Source organism: Desulfotomaculum sp. 1211_IL3151, assembly GCF_036763075.1.
Taxonomy (GTDB): domain Bacteria; phylum Bacillota; class Desulfotomaculia; order Desulfotomaculales; family Desulfotomaculaceae; genus Desulfotomaculum.
Genome location: NZ_JBAIYV010000027.1, coordinates 41,860 through 62,389 on the forward strand (window position 1 = coordinate 41,860; position 20,530 = coordinate 62,389).

The following is a 20,530-nucleotide window of genomic DNA, read 5'->3' on the forward strand; positions in this document are numbered from 1 at the left end:
ATCATAAAATGTAACCTGCAAAGAATAAAGGATAAGATAAGAAACGAGGAGAAATATTCTCAAAACGGAGGTAGCATTAAGTATTCGACCGCTCATCGGTAGGGCATTTTTATTTAATTAGTGAACCAGAAGAGGTGAGTTAATGAAAAAAATACTGGTTGTCGATGATGAACCAGCCATTCGGGATCTAGTGCAGATGGTGCTCACGCGTGAGGGCTACCAGGTAACAGTGGCCCCGGATGGGCAAGCTGCTCTGGATCTGGTTCGTTCCCACAAGCCGGACCTGATTATATTGGATTTAATGCTGCCGGACATGAGTGGCCATGAGGTATGTAAAAAAATAACCGATCAATATCAGATTCCCATCATCATGCTAACTGCCAAGCACGAAGTGGTGGACAAGGTATTGGGTTTAGAGTTTGGAGCCGATGACTACATCACCAAACCCTTTGATGCCAGGGAACTGTTAGCCCGGATTAAGGCACTGCTCCGTAGATTGAACAAACAGGTGGACTCCGGGACAAGTATTACCTATGAAAGCTTAGAGATCAACCTGGCCAACAAAACCGTTTATAAAAGCGGTGAATTAATCTCTTTAACCCCCAGGGAGTTTCAATTGCTGGAGGTACTGGCCACCCATCGCCGCAGAACCTTTAGCCGAGATGATTTAATGTCTCTGGCCTGGGGCTATGATTACAGCGGCGACAGTCGGGCGGTGGACATTCATATCACGCGACTGCGCAAAAAGATTGAAGATGACAGCAGTCAACCGCGATATATTGTTACGGTTTATGGGTTTGGTTACCGCTTCGGGGGTGTTTAGGTGAAATTCGCTACCCGGTTAACGCTTTACTATCTAGTTGCTACCTTGTTTTGCCTAGCCTTGGTGGGTGTAGCTATACTGAAGGGAATCGAGTACTATGGCATGGCGGTGGTAGAAAAACAATTAATTGAGCAGAGCGATTCAGCTACCGTATATATTACGCAGACTCTCCTGTTGGAGAAGTTAGGACCTTCGGGCTTGCATGAAATTGCCGGGCAGGCGGCAAAGAACCTCAGTGCCGGTAAACGGCAGGTACGCATATATGACCGACAGTTACAGATGATTACTGCTTCGGTAGACGGGGTAACGCAAGAGGAGATTATGCTTGGAACACCAGATGTACAGAATATCGCCCCGGCCTTACAAGGAAACTATGCCTACCATATCCGAAATAACAGGGCTTATTTTGCCTCCCCGATTGAACTGCAGGGACAAGTAATTGGTGTGTTGGAGTTTGTTTATCCTTTAGATTTTCTGAACCAGGTGCTTGCTTCTGCAAGAACTATCCTCTCTGCTGGGGCAGTTGGCTTTGCCTTGCTGATTACCCTGCTTAGCATTTCCATTGCTCGCAAAGTAGTAAAACCCATTCAGCAGTTGCTAGAAGCCACCAACCGCTTTGCCGGGCGAGATTTTACCCCCATACGTTTAGAACGCAGTGATGAGTTGGGACAGTTAAGCCGCAGTTTCAGTGATATGGGCAACCAACTGCAGGATTACCTGCAACGGCAGCGTCAGTTTGTGGCCAACGTATCCCATGAATTGCGCACACCACTGACAGCCATTAAGGGTTACTCAGAATATTTAATTGATGAAGTGAAGGGCCGGCCGGACTTGGAAAAGGCAGTTGATCATTTGAATAATGAATCAAGCCGGCTTACCCGCTTGGTTAATGAGCTGTTACTGTTATCTCGGATAGATGAAGGACGAGAAGATTTCCTTTTTGAGCGAGTAAATGTATCCGAAATGGTAAAAGAAACCCTAGACAAGCTGCAGTCTCGGGCAGCTAAGTATAAAATTTACTTCCAGGAAAAAGTTGAACCAGACGTAACGGTGTCGGGGGATCGGGAAAAACTGTTGCAGGGTATACTTAACCTTCTGGATAATGCTCTTAAGTATTCGCCTCCCGGTGGTAAGGTGGAAGTAGGTGTTGTTGCCGATGGCAACCGTGCTTATGTTACGGTAGCGGATCGAGGAAGGGGAATACCGCCGCAGGAACTGAATAAAGTATTTGAACGTTTTTACCGGGCAGCCAACGCAAAGGCAGTGGGGGGGACCGGTTTGGGCTTGGCGATTACCCAAGAAATTATCACCGCTCATCATGGCAAAATACAATTGGCTAATCGCCAGGGCGGCGGCACAAAAGTTACAGTGACATTGCCACGATTTTGAACGATACAACATTGAAACATGATTGTAGTTCCGTTGAAATAACCTCTTGCTACAATGGCATAGAAAGGAAAGCGCTTCCGCAAAAATAGCAGATACAAGGAGGAAAATATGAAGAGGTTATTTGTTTTGACAATGGCACTGTTCCTAGTGGTCGGATTAATTGGCTGCAGCGGTCAAAAAGAAAAGAAGGAGGACAATGGGATAAAGGTTATACCAAAGCCCCCTAAACAAGAGCTATCGGTAGTAAGCATCGACAAATTGCATGGTGGACACGCCCATGATATTTCACCCGATGGCCAGACACTGTTGTTCTCCTGGGACATGGGACAGCCAGCGAGTGATAAAATGGCCCCGGCCACCCTCTTGCACACAATGAATCTGGCCGATGGGTCAGTAAAAAAGCTTAGCCATTCGGAAATCCACCAAGGTAGTGCGCGGTACTCACCCGATGGCAAGAATATTGCCTTTGTGGAAAACGAGAAGACGTTTTTTCAAACCTACGTGATGGAGAATAAACCTGACGCACCGAAAAAACTAATCCACAAGTCCGATGAAATAGCAAACTTCAACTCCATTTCCTGGTCTCCCGATGGCCAGACCTTTGCAGTGTCTTATTTCTTGATTAATAAGGGTCGGATTGTATTGTATGATGCCCAGGGCAATGAAAAGCAGAGCTTCCAGCAGCCCGATGGCATCGCCATATGCCCCCAGTTTCTTGATAATCATACATTGTTCTATGTAGCTGTAGATCGTGCTAATAACACTTTAAAGGTCATGGCCCAGGATGTGACAGCCAGCACCAACAAGCCCAAGGAATTGGTCGCGGGCGCCAACTTCGAGGTATCACCCGATAAGCGCAGTTTAGCTTATCTGGTGAATGATGGAGATCATAGCCAATGGAAAATGAAAGTAAATGCCATTGATAGTAATTTGAAAGTAGGCAGCACTTTGACTGAGACCAGTGTAAAGGACAGCCTTGCACAGATGGCTTGGTCCCCGGATAGTCGGTATCTGCTTTTCGGCGACGGGAGTAATATTTGGGTTATCAACCCTAAAAACGGAGATAAAAAACAGTTAGTTTCAGAGATAGGGATGATTTACAATTTATTTTGGATCAATGCTGAGGAGATTATCTTTACCGGCGTTGCCAAAGAAGCCGAAGGGAAGGGAGACTATAATTTTAATACGTACCGTATCAAGTTAAAATAAGATAGTATCCACAGGTAGAGGGGTCATGCTTAAAACCCCTCTACTTGTGTTATCGTTCCTCATGCCGCCAGCGGCACCAGCAGAAGATGAAAATCATAGTGGTCTTTAAAGCCCAAGTCCCATGGCCTTATCGAAGGGCTAAGAGCCAATAGCCGGCCCTAACGAAGTACCCCCTAGCCAAAGGCTGACGGCCGATTTGTTGACCATACTTGAAAAATCAATTAGAATTGGAGGAAAGCATATCCAGGAAGGAGAATATTTCAAGTTTGTATATACCATTCTAATCATTAAGAATATAGTGAAAGGAGAGTCATTATGAGCGTTCGGATTGCGATAATTGGTGGAACGGGGGTTTACGATCCTAATATTTTAGATAATATTAGAAATGAGAAAGTAGTCACCCCCTACGGGGAAGTTGGTCTGAAAGTAGGGGACTATCAAGGTAAATCCGTTGCTTTTTTAAATAGACATGGAGCAGGTCATTCTGTACCTCCACATTTGGTAAACTATCGGGCTAACATTGCTGCCCTTAAGGAACTGGGTGTTAAGAGTATTTTTGCCACAGCAGCAGTGGGTTCTTTAAACCGGAATATGGCACCGGGCCATTTTGTCTTTTCAGATCAGTTCCTGGATTTTACCAAAGTGCGTCAAAACACCTTTTTTGAGGGCGGCAAGCAAGGCGTTGTTCATATTGATATGACAGATCCCTACTGCCCGGAATTACGTAAGGTATTATCAGCTGCAGCAGAAGAGTTAAGCTTAACGTATCACCAGTATGGGACCTATGTTACCTCTGAAGGACCCCGCTTTGAAACTCCTGCAGAAATAAATATGTTTAAACTTCTAGGTGGCGACCTGGTGGGGATGACCAGTGTGCCCGAGGTTGTTTTGGCTCGGGAGAAGGAAATGTGTTACGCCAATATTTCGATGGTAACAAACTATGCCGCAGGGATCTCGCCAACTAAGTTAACCCATCAAGAAGTATTGGATGTAATGGCTGAAAACGCTGGAAACCTCAGAAAACTTGCCATGAAAGCAATCAGCTTAATCGATGCCGAAAGGGGTTGTCTGTGCCAGGAGGCATTGGAAAAGCTGACGAAGGAGTGATTTGCATGAACGCAATTATTTGGCAGAATAACCAACTAAAGTTACTGGATCAGACTAAATTACCCGGCACCATGGAGTATATTACATGCAATGATTATCGTACGGTGGGAGAGGCCATTAAATGTTTATCCGTTCGCGGGGCACCGGCCATTGGGGCTGCGGCGGCCTATGGGTTAGTGGTTGGTGCCCAACAGGTTGAAGCGAATGATCGAAAGACATTTTTAGAAAAGCTGGAAGCCATTGCCGGGGAACTAGGTGCCACCAGACCAACAGCGGTAAATCTTCGTTGGGCCCTGGATAGGATGTTAATGAGGCTAAATACTGCCCCAGAGCAGGACACTTTGGAACTAAAAAAAATCATGTTGGAAGAAGCCCATGCCATCTATAATGAGGACGTGGAAAGCAATCGAAGGATGGGAGCATATGGCCAGGAGTTATTGCCCGAAGAAGCCAGGGTACTTACCCATTGCAACGCCGGTGCTTTAGCAACGGCCGGCTATGGCACGGCCCTGGGGGTAATCCGAGCTGCCCATGAAAAGGGTAAAAAGGTCAGTGTTTATGCTGATGAAACCAGACCATTATTGCAAGGTGCCAGACTAACTTCCTGGGAAATGGTACAGGAAGGTATTCCGGTTACCCTTATTACGGATAATATGGCCGGCTATTTGATGTCGAAAAAAATGATTGACTGTGTGGTGGTGGGGGCTGACAGGATTACTGCCAATGGAGACGTGGCCAACAAGATTGGAACCTACGGTGTGGCGGTTTTGGCCAATCATCATAAGATACCCTTTTATGTGGCGGCACCCTTGTCAACCATTGATATGAGTCTTGCTTCAGGTGAAGAAATTCCCATTGAGGAAAGGGATGCCAAAGAAGTTACCCATCATGGCGGGCAGCCCATGGCCCCGGATGGGGTACAGGTATGGAATCCTGCCTTTGATGTCACACCAAACCCATTGGTGCAAGCGATCATTACCGAGAAGGGTGTTATTTTGCCGCCCTACCAAGAGAACCTAGCTAAAATATGTAAAAGGCAGGAGGTTTAGTATGCCAGAATACATCGTAAGAGATATTAACCTAGCTCCTTCGGGAAGGTTAAAGATTGACTGGGTTAGTCAACATATGCCGGTATTAAATGAAATTCGCTCCCAATTTGAAAGGGAGCAACCCTTTAAGGGCTATCGGGTGGCTGTATGTATTCACCTGGAGGCCAAGACTGCCTATTTGGCCGAGGTATTAAAGGCCGGTGGAGCCAAGGTATCCATTGCCGGTTCCAACCCTTTATCCACCCAGGATGATGTTGCTGCTGCCCTGGCAGTGGCTGGAATTAACGTGTATTCCTGGTACAATGCCACGGAAGAGGAATACTTTGATCATCTGCTGCATTTAATTGATGACCAGCCGGACATTGTTATTGATGATGGTGGTGACGTTGTTCAACTGCTTCATACCAAGAGAACAGAGGCTGCTGCCCGGATTATTGGCGGTTGTGAAGAAACAACCACCGGAGTATTGCGCCTGCGTTCACTGGCTAAGCAGGGCCAATTAAAATTCCCCATGATTGCGGTAAATGATGCTTATTGCAAGTATCTTTTTGACAATCGATATGGCACCGGGGAGTCTGTCTGGTCTGGTATTATGAGGACCACAAACCTTATTATTGCTGGCAAAACAGTGGTGGTGGCAGGCTATGGTTGGTGTGGCAAGGGTATTGCCATGCGGGCCAAAGGTATGGGGGCTAAGGTCATCGTAACCGAGGTAGATCCCGTCAAGGCCATTGAGGCTTATATGGATGGTTTTCACCCCATGAACAGTATGGAAGCTGCTAAACTGGGGGATATTTTTATTACCGTCACTGGCTGCAAGGATATCTTTACGGCCAAACACTATCAACTGATGAAAGATGGGGCTATTCTTTGTAATGCTGGCCATTTTGATGTTGAGGTTAATAAACACGATTTAATCTCTCTGGCAACCTCACGCCGCATTGTCAGGAAAGATATTGAAGAGTTTACCATGGCGGATGGTCGCAAAATATATCTATTAGCAGAAGGGCGTCTGGTAAACCTGGCTGCTGGTGATGGACACCCAGCAGAGATCATGGATATGTCCTTTGCCCTGCAAGCCCTAAGTGCCCGCTATGTTTTAGAAAAAGCCAAGGATTTGTCCAATGAAGTATATGTTGTTCCTAAAGAAATTGATGATCGGGTGGCAAATCTAAAACTAAAATCTCTGGGCGTAACCATTGATATGCTTACCCCGGAACAAGAGGCTTATATTAATGAATGGAATCATGCAACCTAGGCGGGAAGATAGATGAAGAAGGATATTGAGCAAGTAAAACAGACAGTGGCGAGGCTGGGCAAAAAAATGTTGGAGTCTGGGCTGGTTGCCGGTACCTGGGGCAATATCTCCTGCCGCATTGGGGGAGAAGATTTAGTGGTGATCACTCCCAGCGGCATGGACTATGCTAATATGCAACCCTCTGATATGGTGCTGCTGGATCTCACTGGGCAAGTAATCGAGGGAAGCCGCAAGCCATCCAGTGAGGCACCCTTGCACCTGGCAATTTACCGAAATAGAGAAGATGTAGCGGGGATAGTACATACCCACAGTGAAGTGGCAACAGCCTTTAGTGTTTTAAGGGAACCCATTGAACCAGTGGTGGAGGATGCCGCTATGTTAGTTGGCGGTCCTGTGCAGGTGGCTGACTATGCTTTGCCGGGAACAACTGAATTGGCTCAACACGTGGTCGCAGCCTTAGAAAACCGCTATGCCGTGTTGATGGCCAATCATGGCCTGGTGGGTGTTGGTCGAAGGGTTGAAGAGGCTTTTACAGTCTGTCAGGTGGTTGAAAAGTGTGCAAGGGTCTATGCCTGGGCTAGGGCCCTGGGAAAACCTGTGATTTTACCTGAACATGATGTATCGATGCTGAGCAGGATGTATCGTAGCTCTTATGGTCAGCCTCAAAAATAGATAGCACCCCTCTAAGGGGAGCGGTTTTAGGAGAGATGAATTGTGAGTAGACTACTTATCCGCGGGGCGACAATTCTAACAATGGAAGGTCCAGATGCCATTATTGAGACCGGAGAAATATTAATTGAGGATGGCTGGATCACCCACGTGGGTTTACCTGGCTCAGCATCCGGCTCCTTTGATATGGACGAGATTATTGAAGCCGATGGGCAGGTAGCGATGCCTGGTTTTATTAATTGTCATACCCACGCTTCCATGACCTTACTGAGAGGCTATGCCGATGATCTTCCTTTGATGACTTGGCTGTCGGAAAAGATATGGCCCTTTGAGGCAAAAATGACCGGTGAAGATATTTACTGGGGGGCCATGTTGGCTTGTCTGGAAATGATAAAGTCCGGTACCACCTGTTTTGGCGACATGTACGATAGTATGCATCATGTGGCCAGAGCAGTGGAGGAAACAGGCATGAGAGCCATGTTATCTCGCGGCATGATTGGTGTTACACCCACTGCCGGTAAAGCCTTACTTGATGCAGAGGAGTTAGCCAGGAATTGGAACGGTAAAGCAGACGGCCGCATTACGGTCATGCTGGGTCCCCATGCCCCTTATACCTGTCCGCCGGATTATTTGGAAAAAGTGATGAATTTAGCTGCCAAGTATAAGCTGGGTATTAACATCCATGTAGCTGAAACTTTAACAGAGGTAGCAGACATTAAAAAGCAGTATGGTAGGACACCGGTAAAACACCTGGACCACCTAGGGCTATTTAAATTTCCCGTGCTGGCTGCCCATTGTGTTCATTTGGATGATGAGGAAATGGGTATTTTAGCCCAAAAGGCCATGGGAATAGCTTATAATCCTCAGAGCAATATGAAACTGGCCAGTGGCATAGCACCTGTGGCCAGGTTGCTTGAATTGGGTGCAACAGTGGGGATTGGTACAGACGGTACGGCCAGTAATAACAACCTAGATATGCTGGAGGAATTAAGGGCTGGTTCCTATCTGCAAAAGGTCAGCACCATGAATCCAGAAGTAATACCAGCCTATCGGGCTCTTCAAATGGCTACCATTGACGGTGCCTTGTGTATGGGCCTGGGAGATCGGGTTGGTCTAATCAAGGAAGGTATGAGGGGCGACGTAATATTATTAGACACTCAGGAACCCCACATGTGTCCACAGCATAATCTTGTGGCAAATATTGCCTATGCTGCAAACGCATCGGATGTCAGAACCGTTGTAATAGATGGTAAAGTTGTTATGCTGGATATGGTTGTTTTGACCATTGACGAAGATAGGGTGATGTACGAAGTTAGGGAAAGGGCAGCACGTTTAGCTGGAAAATAGAATGACCAGCCCCAAACAGGATGGAAGTGAGAACCCACTCACTTCCTTTTTTGCTATTAGCTGTTAGACATCCTAAACAAAGCTATCGAGCCAACCCTGACCGGGTAAGGGAATGGGTATCCAGTGCCTCAAAGCCGAAGCAGCGGTAGATATATCCCAACAGGCGATCGGCCACCTGGCGTGGATTTTCCATGGTTCGTGCCTCCCTGGGATTGAAGCCGTAGGGTAAAATGACATCCGTATAATTACAGCGAGGGTCGGGGAAGGTTTTATAAAAACTTAAAAATTTGGGGTCGTCTAAACCTTTGCCATCAATATTTTCCATGGCCACCTTGATGACAAATAACCCCATATAGCCGCTAAAGCGGTAAACCTCCCTGGTTAATTTAATTGTTCTGAGCAGGGCAATCTGTAGAGCCTGATAATTTAAAAACTCTAGCTGTCTTGGTTCTGATTCCCGGTCAATGCTTTTTACCTGAGTCGGTATCGGGGTGTAATAAAAGACTACACCCGAACGCAGAATTTCTAAACGTTGTTGTTCTCCCTCAAAGGCAAAGCCCTCCGGTTCAAAACGAATATTCTTGGGCAGGGTGCCCTTCCAAATATTGCGGGCCATCTTTTTAAAACGAGATATCCGTTCCGGTACAAAAAAGGGTTCGATAAGTTTTAAATTAAGAGGGACAGGGCAGCACATGACTTTAAATAACACCTCTTGCCCACTGCTTTTTTGCAGTTTACGGTTGATAAATGCTTTAACTTCGGTTTTGTTGAGTCGGCTCTTTTCAAACAAGCGATCCAGTATATGACGGTCTGTTTCCCGCACCGGGTCGGAGCCTTCCATATTTCTACGATAGATCCGACCATCCCGGATAATGTGGGGTGGGTAGGTACTCTCTGGAATGCGCACAACTAAAATACCTCTGTTAGGATTAGAGGATTTAAGTATTAGCTTCGATTCAAATAAAGGAACTGGCATAATTGTATCCCGGCAGATATTTCTAAAGCGATCCTTAGGATCATTGTTTATTTCAATACCGGGAAAAGAGGTTGGAACGTTCCTTGGATTACGTGCATCGGCACCAATAATGATCCAACCACCAAAGGTATTGGCAAAGCTGGCAACAATTTTGGCTAGATGTGTGGGAAAATCTTCTTTATACTCAACATAAAGTCCCTCGGAAGTTTCTGCCTCGATTAACTTATTGAGGTCTTGTTCTTCCAACTGTTCAATGGGTTTACCAAAGGGGTTAATCATAAGTACCTCCAGTTGGCCTTTTGACAATAGGTTACCACTTTTTGTACTGTTTGTGGCAAAAAACAGACGTCAGCCTTTTATGCCTTGGGCGTTTTTGTGCCTATTATTACGGGCATTAGTTGGTTGATATCATAAGTCTTGATTATCCTGAGCGGTAGATCCTTGTACCATTGAAAATCAAGTGTTTAAGATTCTTCGCTATCGCTCAGGATGACAAATGCTTTGTTTCAAGACTTAAAAACAAGACATGCATAAAAGCTGATGGCTAAATACGTCGTTGCTAGGTTGGCGGTTATTTAATTTTGCTCATTCTGCTAATGATACTTTTGGTGCCAGATCCGACCATGCTTAAAAAGCCTGTGTGGTTTGCTAAAACACTTTCTAAGGCAGCAAGCAGACGATCAAGCTGCTCATAGGTTACGACTAAAGGTGGTTCTATACGAATGACATTGGGATTGTTTAGGGTGTAGGCAGTGATAATCCTGTGTTTATTAAATAATTCCCCGGCCACTAGGCTGCCCATATATTCTTGGGCTAATTTATTAACAACGTTCATGGTAAATTTCAGTGAGAATTTGCCGGCGTTTTTTTCTGGTTGTTGAAATTCCAAACCAACCATTAAACCTCTACCGCGAACATCCTTTAACAAGGGGTATTTTTTCTTGAGGTTGTTTAATTGGCTAATCAGATATGACCCCTTTTCCTTGGTTTCCTGGCACAGGTTTTGGTTGAGAATTAATTCAATCGTTTTCAGTGCCGCAGCACAAGCGACTGTATTACCCCCAAAGGTAGAGGTATGGAGCAGGGCTTTTTCCATCGTTCCGTAAGCCTGGCGCCAAATCTTATCTGTGGTTAAATAGGCACCCATGGGCATTACACCACCGCCAAGGGACTTGGCCAAGCATAGAATGTCTGGTTCCACATCCTCTGCTGTGCAGGCGAAAAAGGTGCCAGTGCGGCCAATACCTGTTTGAACTTCATCGGCAATGAAAAGGGACCCATAGCGGCTGCACAGCTTCTTAGCACTGGCTAAATAACCCTTAGGTGGTTCAATGATGCCTCCTTCACCCTGAATTGGTTCCACAATAAAGGCAGCAACATCCTCCTGTTTTAATTTAGCCTGCAATGCCTCTAAATCACCAAAGGGAACTCCTTCCGCAGGGGAAAGAAGGGGTCGGAAAGGAATCTGGTATTTTTCTCTGCCAGTTACCGATAAGGCACCAAAGCTTTTGCCATGAAAGGAATTATGACAATAGATAAACTTAGTTCGGCCGGTGGCGATTCTAGCTAATTTTAAAGCACCTTCTACTGCTTCAGCGCCACTATTGCAGAAAAAGCTACGCTGTAGGCTGCCAGGTGCCAGGTGGGATAAATTATGGGCCAGCGCGGCTGAAACGGCACTAATAGAGGATTGAAGTAAATTTGGTCTGGTTTGAACCTGTTGCAAGGCCGCTAAAATCTCAGGATGATTATGTCCCAGATTTAAGGCACCATAGGCACCTAAAAAATCCAAGTACTCCCGACCTTGTTCATCAAATACGGATACACCCTGGGCTGAGACAAAGGGGGTATCAAAGTTAATCAGGCTTAACAGGGTCACCAGGCTGGCATTTAAATAGTGGGTGTGCAATTCTTTAACCTTATCCCGGCCCATGGTTAAGGCTTCTTCAAGGCTAATTTGCGTAGTACAACCACCGGAGCAGTGGTGATGGGACAAGACGAACACCTCCTCCTTTAATCGTCATTCGTTGTTAGCCATTAGTTAATAATAAACTATGTTTTCCACTCTAACAAATACCAACTTTATATAATTACTGGGGCAGTCAAATCTTTTCCCTTGACAGGGCTGGTTCACTTCAGTAAAATATACCTGTAAAGTAAAAGTCCTTTATACTCACTTGGTGAAAGGGGGACTAAGCTTTGAAGAAGTTTCATAAGATAAATCTACTCTATGATTTTTATGGTAGTTTATTAACAGAAAGACAGCAGAACTTCATTGAATTGTACTATGGTGATGATTTATCCCTGGGAGAAATTGCCGAGCAATTTGATGTAACAAGGCAGGCTGTTCACGATACGTTAAAAAGGGCCGAGCAAACTTTGACCAATTATGAAGAAAAACTTAGCCTGGTTAAAAAATTCAGTCAAGAGGACCAGTCCTTGGCAGAAGCAATAAATTTAATTAATCGATTTGAATCCGGTCAGGATATTAAAGGGTTGCATAAATCTAAAAGCATATTACAAGAAATACTAAATAACCGTCAAGAGCTTTAATGTAAAGGAGGCGTCTGAGTGTTTAAAGGTTTAGGTGAACGTCTGGATGAAATCTTCAAATCGTTAAAGGGTAAAGGGCGCCTTACCGAAGATGATGTAAACCAGGCCATGCGTGAAGTAAGGATGGCTCTTCTGGAGGCAGATGTTAACTTTAAGGTTGTCAAAGAATTTGTTGCCCAGGTAAAGGAAAGAGCCATTGGTCAGGATGTTTTGGATAGTCTTAGTCCGGCCCAACAGGTTATTAAGATCGTTAAAGATGAATTAACGGAACTCCTGGGTGGTACCCAGGCTAAAATTAATATATCTCCCAAGGCACCTACCATTATTATGTTGGTGGGCTTACAAGGTGCTGGTAAAACCACTACAGCGGGTAAATTGGCAAAACTTTTAAGCAAGCAGGGACGTCGTCCACTGCTGGTTGCCGGGGATATTTACCGCCCTGCGGCGATTAAACAGCTTCAGGTATTGGGAGATCAGTTAAATATTCCTGTATTCTCCATGGGCCAAGAAAATCCTGTTAAAATAGCTCAATCTGCGGTGGAACAGGCCAACAGTACAGGCAGGGATTTAGTCATTATCGATACAGCCGGGCGTCTGCACATTAATGAGGAATTAATGGATGAGCTGGCCAATATTAAATCCTCGGTAAAGCCCCATGAAATCATGCTGGTTGTGGATGCCATGACCGGGCAGGAAGCCGTCAATGTAGCTGGCAGTTTTAACGAAAAACTTGGTTTAGACGGCATCATCATGACCAAGCTGGACGGTGATGCCAGGGGCGGGGCTGCACTTTCAGTTCGCAAAGTAACAGGTACCCCCATTAAATTTGCTGGTATGGGAGAAAAATTAGATGCCTTAGAGCCTTTTCATCCAGACCGTATGGCCGACCGTATTCTGGGGATGGGAGATGTATTAACTCTCATTGAAAAGGCCCAGGCAAATTTTGATGCGGAACAAGCCGCTAAATTAAATAAAAAGATTCGTCAGGCAGATTTCAACCTGGAGGATTTTTTAGAGCAGATGCAGCAGGTTAAAAAGCTTGGACCATTGGAACAGGTTTTAGGTATGATTCCTGGGATGGGCAAATTAACCAAGCAGCTTAAGGACCAGCAATTGGATGGTAAGGAACTTGCTCAGGTGGAGGCAATTATCTACTCCATGACCGCCTGGGAACGTCAACATCCTGAAAAGATCGATGGCAGCCGTAAAAAACGGATTGCCCGGGGCAGTGGCACCAGGGTACAGGATATCAACCAATTATTAAAGCAATTTGAACAAACCAGAAAAATGATGAAGCAATTATCCAACATGACTAAAGGTGGCAAGAAGGGAAAAATGAAATTACCTTTCTTACAATAAATAATTGAAACCTATTTAAGGAGGTGAAATACAAGATGGCTGTTAAAATTCGTCTAAAACGTATGGGGGCTAAGAAAAACCCCTTTTACCGTATAGTGGTTGCTGACTCCCGTTCTCCACGGGATGGCCGTTTTATCGAGGAGATTGGGTATTACGATCCCGTCAAGAAACCCGCTGACGTAAAAATCGACGAAGCAAAAGCCCAAGATTGGCTTAAGAAAGGCGCTCAGCTTTCTGATACTGCTAAGTCACTGTTCGTTAAAGCCGGTATTATCCCAGGTCGGGCCAAGTCCAATGAGGCCTAAGGTTTCCAGGGGAGGTCCAGAACTGTGAAAGAACTTGTAGAAATTCTTGCCAAAGCCCTGGTAGATCAGCCGGACAAGGTAGAGGTAACCATGGTGGAAAAGGAAAGATCTGTGGTTATTGAGTTACGGGTAGCCCCTGAGGATATGGGGAAGGTCATTGGTAAACAAGGACGCATTGCCCGGGCCATTCGTTCGGTGGTAAAGGCTGCGGCAACCAAGCAGCGTAAAAAAGTAGTAGTTGAGATTGTTTAACAAAGGGGGCTTATCAAAGCCTCCTTTGCTCGCATATAGGGGGTCAATTCATTGTTAACCATTACTCGCCCTGTTATGGTAAAGGTTCGCATCACAGACCAGTATAAAAGGACTTTGGTTTTGGAACTTCAACAAACGGTAGTAAAGCTAGAATTAGAATTACAGCAATTGGAGCTTCAGTCCCGGAAATTAAATGAAATAGCAAAGAAAAACCCCGGTGCGGTGGAAATTCCTTTGACTCAGCTAGAGCAGGAAAGGCAAAAGCGAAAGGATACCAGGCTAAAGCTTTTGGATAAAATAAAAGAAGTTGGTAAATTAGAAAATGGTATGGAAGTGCTGCAGGGGAAGGTAGAAAGTTTTGTTCAGGTTCGCGTGGGAGATGATTGGAACCAATTAATGAATGCAGAAATTGTACTTCAAGATGGTAAAGTTGCGGAAATACGAGTTCTAAGTCCGGAGGAATAGGCCATGTCCCAAGATTATATTAAAGTTGGAGAAATTGTTAATACTCAGGGTGTCAAGGGGGAAGTGAGGGTTATTCCCACTACCGATTTTCCTGAGCGCTTTGTGAAAAATTCTAAAGTGTCTGTATTGCTCCGGGATCAGAGAAAGGATTACACCATCGAAAGAGCCTGGGAGCATAAACAATTCATTATTATCAAATTTGTGGAAATCTCGGATATGACAGAAGCTGAAAAACTCAAGGGTGGTTTGCTGCAAATTACCCCCGAGGAATTGATTCCCTTACCGGAAGGCAATTATTACATCTTTCAAATTATCGGAATGAGGGTATATGACCAGAGTAATCAGGAATTAGGGAATATAACTCAGGTATTACAAACCAGAGCCAATGATGTGTATGTGGTAAAAAATGACCAAGGCAAAGAAATATTAATTCCGGCCATCAAGTCTGTGGTTAAGAGCATTGACATGAATAGTGGTAAAATGGAAGTTGTTTTACCGGATGGACTAATATAAATAAGGTGAGTTCCATGAGAATTGATATTCTTACACTTTTTCCTGAGATGTTTCAGAGCCCCTTTAATCACAGTATTCTTAAACGGGCGCAGGAAAAAAAACTTCTTCAGATTAATACCATCAATATACGAGATTTTTCGCGCAATAAACATCATACAGTGGATGATACACCCTGTGGCGGTGGTGCCGGCATGGTCATGGGACCGGAGCCCTTATTTGAATGCTTTGATTTTTTAAAGGAAAAGAATGGCGGACAAGTGGGCCGGGTGGTTATGATGTGTCCCCAGGGGGAGCCCTTTAGCCAGGCGTATGCCAAGGAACTGGCGAAGGAAGAAAACTTAGTTATTGTCTGTGGGCACTATGAGGGTATCGATGAAAGGGTACGGGAAGCATTGGTAACCGACGAAATATCCATCGGTGATTATGTACTAACCGGCGGTGAATTACCAGCTATGGTGGTTGTGGATACCCTAGCCAGAATGATTCCGGGGGTATTGGGTGAGACGGCCAGTGCCGAGGAAGACTCCTTTTACCATGGCTTACTGGAGCACCCCCACTATACCAAGCCCAGGGTCTACAGGGGCTATGAAGTGCCAGAGATTCTATTGTCCGGTCACCATGAGAATATTCGTAAATGGAGAAGACGACAGTCTCTCCTAAGGACCCTGGAACGACGACCCGAACTGCTGCAGGAAGTAGAACTAACCAAGGAAGATAAAAAGGTTTTGCTTGAACTGCAGCAGCTTTTGCAAGCCTTAAAACTGGAAAAGAATAAATAGAAATCTTGCCCACTAAGGCAGGATATGATATAATTTTTCATGTTGGTTAATTACGGGCGGTCCGCTGCCTTTGGGAAGGTAAGAACGTCTAGGCGAGGAAGGGGGTCAAGCAAATGAACCTCATTCAATCTTTAGAACAAGAGCAGCTCAAAAAAGAAATTCCGTCTTTCAGACCTGGTGATACCCTGAAGGTTAACTACAAGGTTAAAGAAGGAAACCGCGAACGTATTCAGGCCTTTGAAGGTGTGTGTATTCGTCGTCGTGGCGGTGGTTTGAGTGAAACCTTTACCGTTCGTCGTGTATCCTACGGCGTTGGTGTAGAGAGAACTATCCCTTTGCACTCCCCAAAAATTGACAGCATTCAAGTGCTTCGTCGCGGTAAAGTGCGTAGGGCCAAACTGTACTACTTACGTGCCCTGCGTGGGAAGAAAGCCCGTATTAAGGAGCTTAACACTCGCTAAACTAAAGGGGACTGAAAACCAGTCCCCTTTTTGGCATGCCCTTTAAAGTAAGGTGTCAGACAAGTTTTCTAAGCTTTTGGGGAGGTTATGACCATGAAGCAGTTGGATCCTCAGAAAGAAGAACAAAATGCAACCAAACCCCAAAAATCGGCCCTTCGTGAGATGTTTGAGTCTATTGTCATAGCGGTTTTATTAGCTGCTGTGATACGTCTTTTTATACTAGAACCCTTTTACATTCCTTCTGGTTCCATGGAGCCTAATCTAATGATCGGTGATCGGATCATTGTAAGCAAAGTCACCTATCATTTAAAAGAGCCTCAGCGGGGCGATATCATTGTCTTTAAATTTCCCCTGGACCCCAGCAGGAACTTTGTAAAAAGGCTAATCGCTAAAGAAGGCGAAACAATCGAAATAAAAAACAGTGTTTTATATATAAATAATCAGCCTGTGCCAGAAAACTACTTACCCAAGGGGCTTGGATTTCAGGATTATGGACCCGAAAAGGTTCCTGAAGGCCACTACTTTATGATGGGTGATAATCGGAATAACAGTGATGACAGTAGGGTTTGGGGTTTCTTGGATAAAGAATTAATTGTTGGTAAGGCTGAAGTTATTTACTGGCCCATGAATCGGATTAGTTTAGCTAAATAAGTTTCAAACTTTAAGCTTTCGTAGAGGCTATTTTTGGGTAAACTCTTACGGAAGCTTTTATTTTATGGAGGGTTTTCAGTGGAAAATCAAATACAATGGTTTCCGGGGCATATGGCAAAGGCCAAACGTCAAGTACAAGAGGCTTTAAAGTTGGTGGATGTAGCCTTTGAACTGCTGGATGCCCGTGTTCCAGTTAGCAGCAGTAATCCCATGATCGATCAGATATTAGATCAGAAACCAAGGTTAGTTATTTTAAATAAAAGTGATTTGGCTGATCCCAACCTGACTAAACTTTGGTTGAGAGCCCTAGAAAAACCCCACATTAAAGCAGTTGCCTTGGATACCCTTAAAGGAGAGGGGCTTAAAGAAGTGCCCCGGGCAGCCGCTGCCTTGGTAGCTGAGCAAATGGCTAAGCTGGCAGCCAAGGGACGCAGGCCCAGGGCCATTCGCTGCATGGTACTGGGAATTCCCAATGTGGGCAAATCTACCTTTATCAATCGTATCGTGGGTAGAAGAGTCACCAAGACGGGTGACCTGCCTGGTGTTACCAAGGGACAACAGTGGATTCGGACAGAGGGTTCCCTGGAGTTATTGGATACCCCTGGTATATTATGGCCGAAATTTGAAGACCCACAGGTTGGCTTCAAGTTGGCCGTGACCGGAGCAATCAAAGAACAGGTAATTGATATTTATGAGGTAGCACTAAAACTATTGCAGTGGTTATTGGAACATGACCCTAACAAATTAAAAGAAAGATATAAATTAACGGAACTCAGCCCGGAAACATCGGTGCTATTGACAGCCATTGGGGCCAAAAGAGGCATGTTGGTGTCGGGCGGCGTGGTGGATGAGTTGAAGGCGGCTCAACTTGTTTTAAAAGAATTTCGGGAAGGACTTCTTGGGCGTCATACTCTTGATTTACCTCCGGTGTAAAAGGACCATAAGGCAGGAATAGTTCCCCTGGGATCGAAGTAATCCAGTGGGAATTATTTTATGAGGGGTAGATTAGCATGGTTTCTTTGGCATTGGAAGAAAAACTCTGGCAGCAAGGAATGACCTTGGTTGGTTTTTGCGATGAGGCTGGCCGGGGGCCGCTTTTGGGCAATGTAGTTGCTGCTGCGGTGATATTACCAATTGGTTTGTTGATTGAAGGAGTAAATGATTCTAAAAAACTTACTAGTAAAAAAAGAGAAAACCTATATAATGTTATTTATAACGAAGCCATTGCCGTAGGTATAGGCGAGGTTGATCATCAGCTAATTGATCAAATAAATATTCGTCAGGCCAGTAGGTTGGCCATGAAAAGAGCAGTGGAAAACCTAAGGGATAAAAAGGATATAAGGGTACAACCGGAGTATTTGTTAATTGATGGGGAAACCATTGACCTGGATACTCCGCAGGAAAAAATAATTCACGGTGATGCATTATCCCACGGCATCGCCGCAGCCTCAATTTTAGCGAAGGTGCATCGGGACAGGCAATGTTTATTGTGGGATCAGCTATATCCTGGTTACGGCATTGCCAAGCATAAGGGTTATTGTACCAAATTTCATGTAGAGGCATTGTTGGCAAAGGGCCCCACACCGATTCATCGCCGGACCTTTATCAAGAAAATTGTCGCTAAGGCGACGGTTGAACAACAGGAGTTATTTATAGTAAAATAAGTAAACTCAATACATTAAAAATACAAAATATTAGGATAATTTAGCTACATCAGAATAGTGCGACAAAATCTAACCCCTAACACAGCTATGTTCCGAATCGATACAGATAAACGGTCGATGGTTGTTACATAATGTTACAGAGTCAACCTGACAGTTTGTTTTTTAGACAATTGGGATATGATAAACCTTGATTTATTTCGCATGGAAATTAGGTAACACATTTGTAGATATTGGCTTGAATATTGCATCTTAAATTACTTGGCCATTGGGCAGTTCCCAAGTTTTAATCATTAACCTACCATTTTTTTAAAGAAAGGAGTGACTAGTATGTCTGATTGGGTAGGCGTAGCTTTGTTTATTGTTGTGGGAATTGTTTTTGGAGCCGGTGGAATGTTGACCAGTTTCCTTATACATCCCCGCAGTAAAAACAAATTTAAGCTGGAGACCTACGAATGCGGTGTACCCACAGAAGGAGCCACCTGGGTACGCTTTAAGACCCAGTATTTCACCTATGCTTTGATGTTTGTGATTTTTGATGTGGAAGTAATTTACCTTTATCCCTGGGCAGTTGGTTTTGAAGAGCTTGGTTTAGAAGGACTTATTAAAATGTTTTTATTCATCTTTATTCTAGTTTTGGGACTTTGGTATGCCTGGAAGGAAGGTGCCCTGGAGTGGAAATAAAGGATCAAAACAAAGCTGCCGACCCGGCAGTTAAAGATGAAATGTATGAAGAAACCGTTAAAAGACTGAAAAGAATCGGGGCGGAACCGGCGGTCATTGGCGAAGTGGCCCGCATGGTATCCGTTGGTCCCCTAGAGAAGCTTTTAAATTTAGCCAGGGCCAACTCCCTTTGGCCGATGGGTTTTGGTTTGGCCTGCTGTGCCATTGAGGGCTTAATGGCGGCCAATATGGCTCGGTTTGATCTATCGAGATTTGGTTATGAGGTAATGAGGGCATCCCCACGCCAGGCAGATGTGATGTTGGTGTGTGGTACGGTAACCAAAAAGGCTGCCCCCTTTGTGGTACGGCTATATGAACAAATGGCAGAACCTAAATATGTCATTGCCATGGGCAGTTGTGCCATTTCCGGTGGACCCTTTGTGGATTCCTACAGTGTAGTACCAGGTGTGGACCAGCTAATCCCGGTGGATGTTTATCTGCCAGGCTGCCCGCCCCGGCCAGATGCGGTCATTCATGCATTCATGAAGCTAAAAGAAAAAATAATTAATCCAGAGGTGGTGACACGTGGTCATGGACGGTAAACCACTGACCGAGGTAATGTCGGAACTCACGAATAAATACCCCACCTTAGAGGTTTCTGAAAAGGGTTATTTAACAGTGCCTGTGGATATATTGGTTCAGTTTATGCAAGATTTAAAAGAAAATTATGGCTTTAATTACCTTACGAATGTAACTGGGGCAGACTACCTGGAGTATCTGGAAGTGGTATATAACCCTTGCATCGTCGGGCAGCCGGAGATGCTCCATATAAAGACCAAGGTGGATCGAAATAACCCCCAGGTACCCTCCATGGTGCCCCTCTGGGGTGGTGCCATTTGGCAGGAGCGGGAGGTCCATGACCTGCTGGGAATTAATTTTACAGATCATCCAGATTTAAGAAGAATTCTGTTGCCCGATGATTGGGAAGGTTACCCCCTCCGCAGGGATTACCAATGGGAGGGTGGACGTGATTAGGCCTGA

24 protein-coding genes are annotated in these 20,530 nt (G+C 44.9%); 22 read left to right on the forward strand and 2 right to left on the reverse strand.

Features of this window, described 5'->3' with window-relative positions; genetic code table 11:
• Positions 1 to 142 precede the first annotated feature (142 nt).
• From V6C11_RS06525 to V6C11_RS06560, 8 genes are all read left to right on the forward strand, one after another.
• A complete protein-coding gene (locus V6C11_RS06525) occupies positions 143 to 823 on the forward strand; it encodes a response regulator transcription factor (protein ID WP_333530322.1) in 681 nt (226 codons plus the stop codon).
• On the forward strand, positions 824 to 2,212 hold the full coding sequence (locus V6C11_RS06530) for a sensor histidine kinase (RefSeq protein ID WP_333530323.1): 1,389 nt from the start codon (positions 824 to 826) through the stop codon (positions 2,210 to 2,212).
• Positions 2,213 to 2,320: 108 nt separating this feature from the next.
• Entirely contained in the window at positions 2,321 to 3,421 is a 1,101-nt protein-coding gene (locus tag V6C11_RS06535; protein ID WP_333530324.1) for a hypothetical protein, read from the forward strand.
• Positions 3,422 to 3,736: 315 nt separating this feature from the next.
• The gene (gene mtnP / locus V6C11_RS06540) at positions 3,737 to 4,528 is read left to right on the forward strand and encodes an S-methyl-5'-thioadenosine phosphorylase (RefSeq protein ID WP_333530325.1); all 792 of its coding nucleotides are present in this window, start codon (positions 3,737 to 3,739) and stop codon (positions 4,526 to 4,528) included.
• A 5-nt stretch (positions 4,529 to 4,533) separates the two neighbouring features.
• The gene (mtnA, locus tag V6C11_RS06545) at positions 4,534 to 5,577 is read left to right on the forward strand and encodes an S-methyl-5-thioribose-1-phosphate isomerase (protein WP_333530326.1); all 1,044 of its coding nucleotides are present in this window, start codon (positions 4,534 to 4,536) and stop codon (positions 5,575 to 5,577) included.
• Position 5,578: 1 nt separating this feature from the next.
• Complete coding sequence (locus V6C11_RS06550; RefSeq protein WP_333530327.1) at positions 5,579 to 6,835, forward strand: adenosylhomocysteinase; 1,257 nt, start codon at positions 5,579 to 5,581, stop codon at positions 6,833 to 6,835.
• A 12-nt stretch (positions 6,836 to 6,847) separates the two neighbouring features.
• Complete coding sequence (locus V6C11_RS06555; RefSeq protein WP_333530328.1) at positions 6,848 to 7,507, forward strand: class II aldolase/adducin family protein; 660 nt, start codon at positions 6,848 to 6,850, stop codon at positions 7,505 to 7,507.
• A gap of 42 nt (positions 7,508 to 7,549) precedes the next feature.
• Positions 7,550 to 8,851: an amidohydrolase gene (locus V6C11_RS06560; RefSeq protein WP_333530329.1), complete on the forward strand. Its 1,302-nt coding sequence runs from the start codon at positions 7,550 to 7,552 to the stop codon at positions 8,849 to 8,851.
• Between the two features lie 82 nt (positions 8,852 to 8,933).
• On the opposite strand, the gene V6C11_RS06565 is transcribed toward V6C11_RS06560, so the two are convergent.
• Together V6C11_RS06565 and V6C11_RS06570 are read right to left on the reverse strand one after the other, a co-directional pair.
• Positions 8,934 to 10,133 carry an AlbA family DNA-binding domain-containing protein gene (locus V6C11_RS06565; RefSeq protein WP_333530330.1) on the reverse strand — a complete coding sequence of 400 codons (1,200 nt, stop codon included), beginning with the start codon at positions 10,131 to 10,133 and terminating at the stop codon, positions 8,934 to 8,936.
• A 265-nt stretch (positions 10,134 to 10,398) separates the two neighbouring features.
• Positions 10,399 to 11,823: an aspartate aminotransferase family protein gene (locus tag V6C11_RS06570; protein ID WP_333530331.1), complete on the reverse strand. Its 1,425-nt coding sequence runs from the start codon at positions 11,821 to 11,823 to the stop codon at positions 10,399 to 10,401.
• A 203-nt stretch (positions 11,824 to 12,026) separates the two neighbouring features.
• Here V6C11_RS06570 and ylxM point away from each other — a divergent pair, with 203 nt between their 5' ends.
• The 14 genes from ylxM (at position 12,027) to V6C11_RS06640 (ending at position 20,524) form a co-directional block, all read left to right on the forward strand.
• Positions 12,027 to 12,380, forward strand: coding sequence for a YlxM family DNA-binding protein (gene ylxM, locus V6C11_RS06575; RefSeq protein ID WP_333530332.1), 354 nt, complete (start codon positions 12,027 to 12,029; stop codon positions 12,378 to 12,380).
• An 18-nt stretch (positions 12,381 to 12,398) separates the two neighbouring features.
• On the forward strand, positions 12,399 to 13,739 hold the full coding sequence (gene ffh / locus V6C11_RS06580; protein WP_333530333.1) for a signal recognition particle protein: 1,341 nt from the start codon (positions 12,399 to 12,401) through the stop codon (positions 13,737 to 13,739).
• 35 nt (positions 13,740 to 13,774) lie between these two features.
• The gene (gene rpsP / locus V6C11_RS06585) at positions 13,775 to 14,044 is read left to right on the forward strand and encodes a 30S ribosomal protein S16 (protein WP_333530334.1); all 270 of its coding nucleotides are present in this window, start codon (positions 13,775 to 13,777) and stop codon (positions 14,042 to 14,044) included.
• A gap of 24 nt (positions 14,045 to 14,068) precedes the next feature.
• Positions 14,069 to 14,296, forward strand: a complete 228-nt coding sequence (locus tag V6C11_RS06590; protein WP_011878377.1) for a KH domain-containing protein — start codon at positions 14,069 to 14,071, stop codon at positions 14,294 to 14,296.
• 51 nt (positions 14,297 to 14,347) lie between these two features.
• A complete protein-coding gene (locus tag V6C11_RS06595) occupies positions 14,348 to 14,761 on the forward strand; it encodes a YlqD family protein (RefSeq protein WP_333530335.1) in 414 nt (137 codons plus the stop codon).
• Between the two features lie 3 nt (positions 14,762 to 14,764).
• On the forward strand, positions 14,765 to 15,274 hold the full coding sequence (gene rimM / locus V6C11_RS06600) for a ribosome maturation factor RimM (protein ID WP_333530336.1): 510 nt from the start codon (positions 14,765 to 14,767) through the stop codon (positions 15,272 to 15,274).
• Between the two features lie 14 nt (positions 15,275 to 15,288).
• Entirely contained in the window at positions 15,289 to 16,053 is a 765-nt protein-coding gene (gene trmD / locus V6C11_RS06605) for a tRNA (guanosine(37)-N1)-methyltransferase TrmD (RefSeq protein ID WP_333530337.1), read from the forward strand.
• 113 nt (positions 16,054 to 16,166) lie between these two features.
• Positions 16,167 to 16,514 (forward strand): 50S ribosomal protein L19, encoded by a 348-nt coding sequence (rplS, locus tag V6C11_RS06610; RefSeq protein WP_333530338.1) that lies wholly within the window; start codon positions 16,167 to 16,169, stop codon positions 16,512 to 16,514.
• Positions 16,515 to 16,607: 93 nt separating this feature from the next.
• Positions 16,608 to 17,165 (forward strand): signal peptidase I, encoded by a 558-nt coding sequence (lepB, locus tag V6C11_RS06615; RefSeq protein WP_333530339.1) that lies wholly within the window; start codon positions 16,608 to 16,610, stop codon positions 17,163 to 17,165.
• 78 nt (positions 17,166 to 17,243) lie between these two features.
• Complete coding sequence (ylqF, locus tag V6C11_RS06620; RefSeq protein WP_333530340.1) at positions 17,244 to 18,098, forward strand: ribosome biogenesis GTPase YlqF; 855 nt, start codon at positions 17,244 to 17,246, stop codon at positions 18,096 to 18,098.
• Between the two features lie 77 nt (positions 18,099 to 18,175).
• Positions 18,176 to 18,829 (forward strand): ribonuclease HII, encoded by a 654-nt coding sequence (locus V6C11_RS06625; protein WP_333530341.1) that lies wholly within the window; start codon positions 18,176 to 18,178, stop codon positions 18,827 to 18,829.
• Positions 18,830 to 19,156: 327 nt separating this feature from the next.
• Positions 19,157 to 19,510 carry an NADH-quinone oxidoreductase subunit A gene (locus tag V6C11_RS06630; RefSeq protein ID WP_333530342.1) on the forward strand — a complete coding sequence of 118 codons (354 nt, stop codon included), beginning with the start codon at positions 19,157 to 19,159 and terminating at the stop codon, positions 19,508 to 19,510.
• A complete protein-coding gene (locus V6C11_RS06635) occupies positions 19,501 to 20,091 on the forward strand; it encodes an NADH-quinone oxidoreductase subunit B (protein WP_333530343.1) in 591 nt (196 codons plus the stop codon). Before V6C11_RS06630 ends, V6C11_RS06635 begins: the two co-directional genes overlap by 10 nt.
• Complete coding sequence (locus tag V6C11_RS06640) at positions 20,081 to 20,524, forward strand: NADH-quinone oxidoreductase subunit C (RefSeq protein WP_333530344.1); 444 nt, start codon at positions 20,081 to 20,083, stop codon at positions 20,522 to 20,524. Before V6C11_RS06635 ends, V6C11_RS06640 begins: the two co-directional genes overlap by 11 nt.
• The last annotated feature ends 6 nt before the right edge of the window (positions 20,525 to 20,530 follow it).

What these genes read in the sequence shown, in the direction of transcription:
- V6C11_RS06525 (WP_333530322.1), top strand. Translation starts at nt 143, where the DNA reads ATGAAAAAAATACTGGTTGTCGATGATGAACCAGCCATTCGGGATCTA.
- mtnA (WP_333530326.1), top strand. Translation starts at nt 4,534, where the DNA reads ATGAACGCAATTATTTGGCAGAATAACCAACTAAAGTTACTGGATCAG.
- trmD (WP_333530337.1), top strand. Translation starts at nt 15,289, where the DNA reads ATGAGAATTGATATTCTTACACTTTTTCCTGAGATGTTTCAGAGCCCC.
- V6C11_RS06640 (WP_333530344.1), top strand. Translation starts at nt 20,081, where the DNA reads ATGGACGGTAAACCACTGACCGAGGTAATGTCGGAACTCACGAATAAA.
- V6C11_RS06550 (WP_333530327.1), top strand. Translation starts at nt 5,579, where the DNA reads ATGCCAGAATACATCGTAAGAGATATTAACCTAGCTCCTTCGGGAAGG.
- rimM (WP_333530336.1), top strand. Translation starts at nt 14,765, where the DNA reads ATGTCCCAAGATTATATTAAAGTTGGAGAAATTGTTAATACTCAGGGT.
- mtnP (WP_333530325.1), top strand. Translation starts at nt 3,737, where the DNA reads ATGAGCGTTCGGATTGCGATAATTGGTGGAACGGGGGTTTACGATCCT.
- rplS (WP_333530338.1), top strand. Translation starts at nt 16,167, where the DNA reads ATGAACCTCATTCAATCTTTAGAACAAGAGCAGCTCAAAAAAGAAATT.
- V6C11_RS06555 (WP_333530328.1), top strand. Translation starts at nt 6,848, where the DNA reads ATGAAGAAGGATATTGAGCAAGTAAAACAGACAGTGGCGAGGCTGGGC.
- rpsP (WP_333530334.1), top strand. Translation starts at nt 13,775, where the DNA reads ATGGCTGTTAAAATTCGTCTAAAACGTATGGGGGCTAAGAAAAACCCC.
- lepB (WP_333530339.1), top strand. Translation starts at nt 16,608, where the DNA reads ATGAAGCAGTTGGATCCTCAGAAAGAAGAACAAAATGCAACCAAACCC.
- V6C11_RS06535 (WP_333530324.1), top strand. Translation starts at nt 2,321, where the DNA reads ATGAAGAGGTTATTTGTTTTGACAATGGCACTGTTCCTAGTGGTCGGA.
- V6C11_RS06630 (WP_333530342.1), top strand. Translation starts at nt 19,157, where the DNA reads ATGTCTGATTGGGTAGGCGTAGCTTTGTTTATTGTTGTGGGAATTGTT.
- V6C11_RS06625 (WP_333530341.1), top strand. Translation starts at nt 18,176, where the DNA reads ATGGTTTCTTTGGCATTGGAAGAAAAACTCTGGCAGCAAGGAATGACC.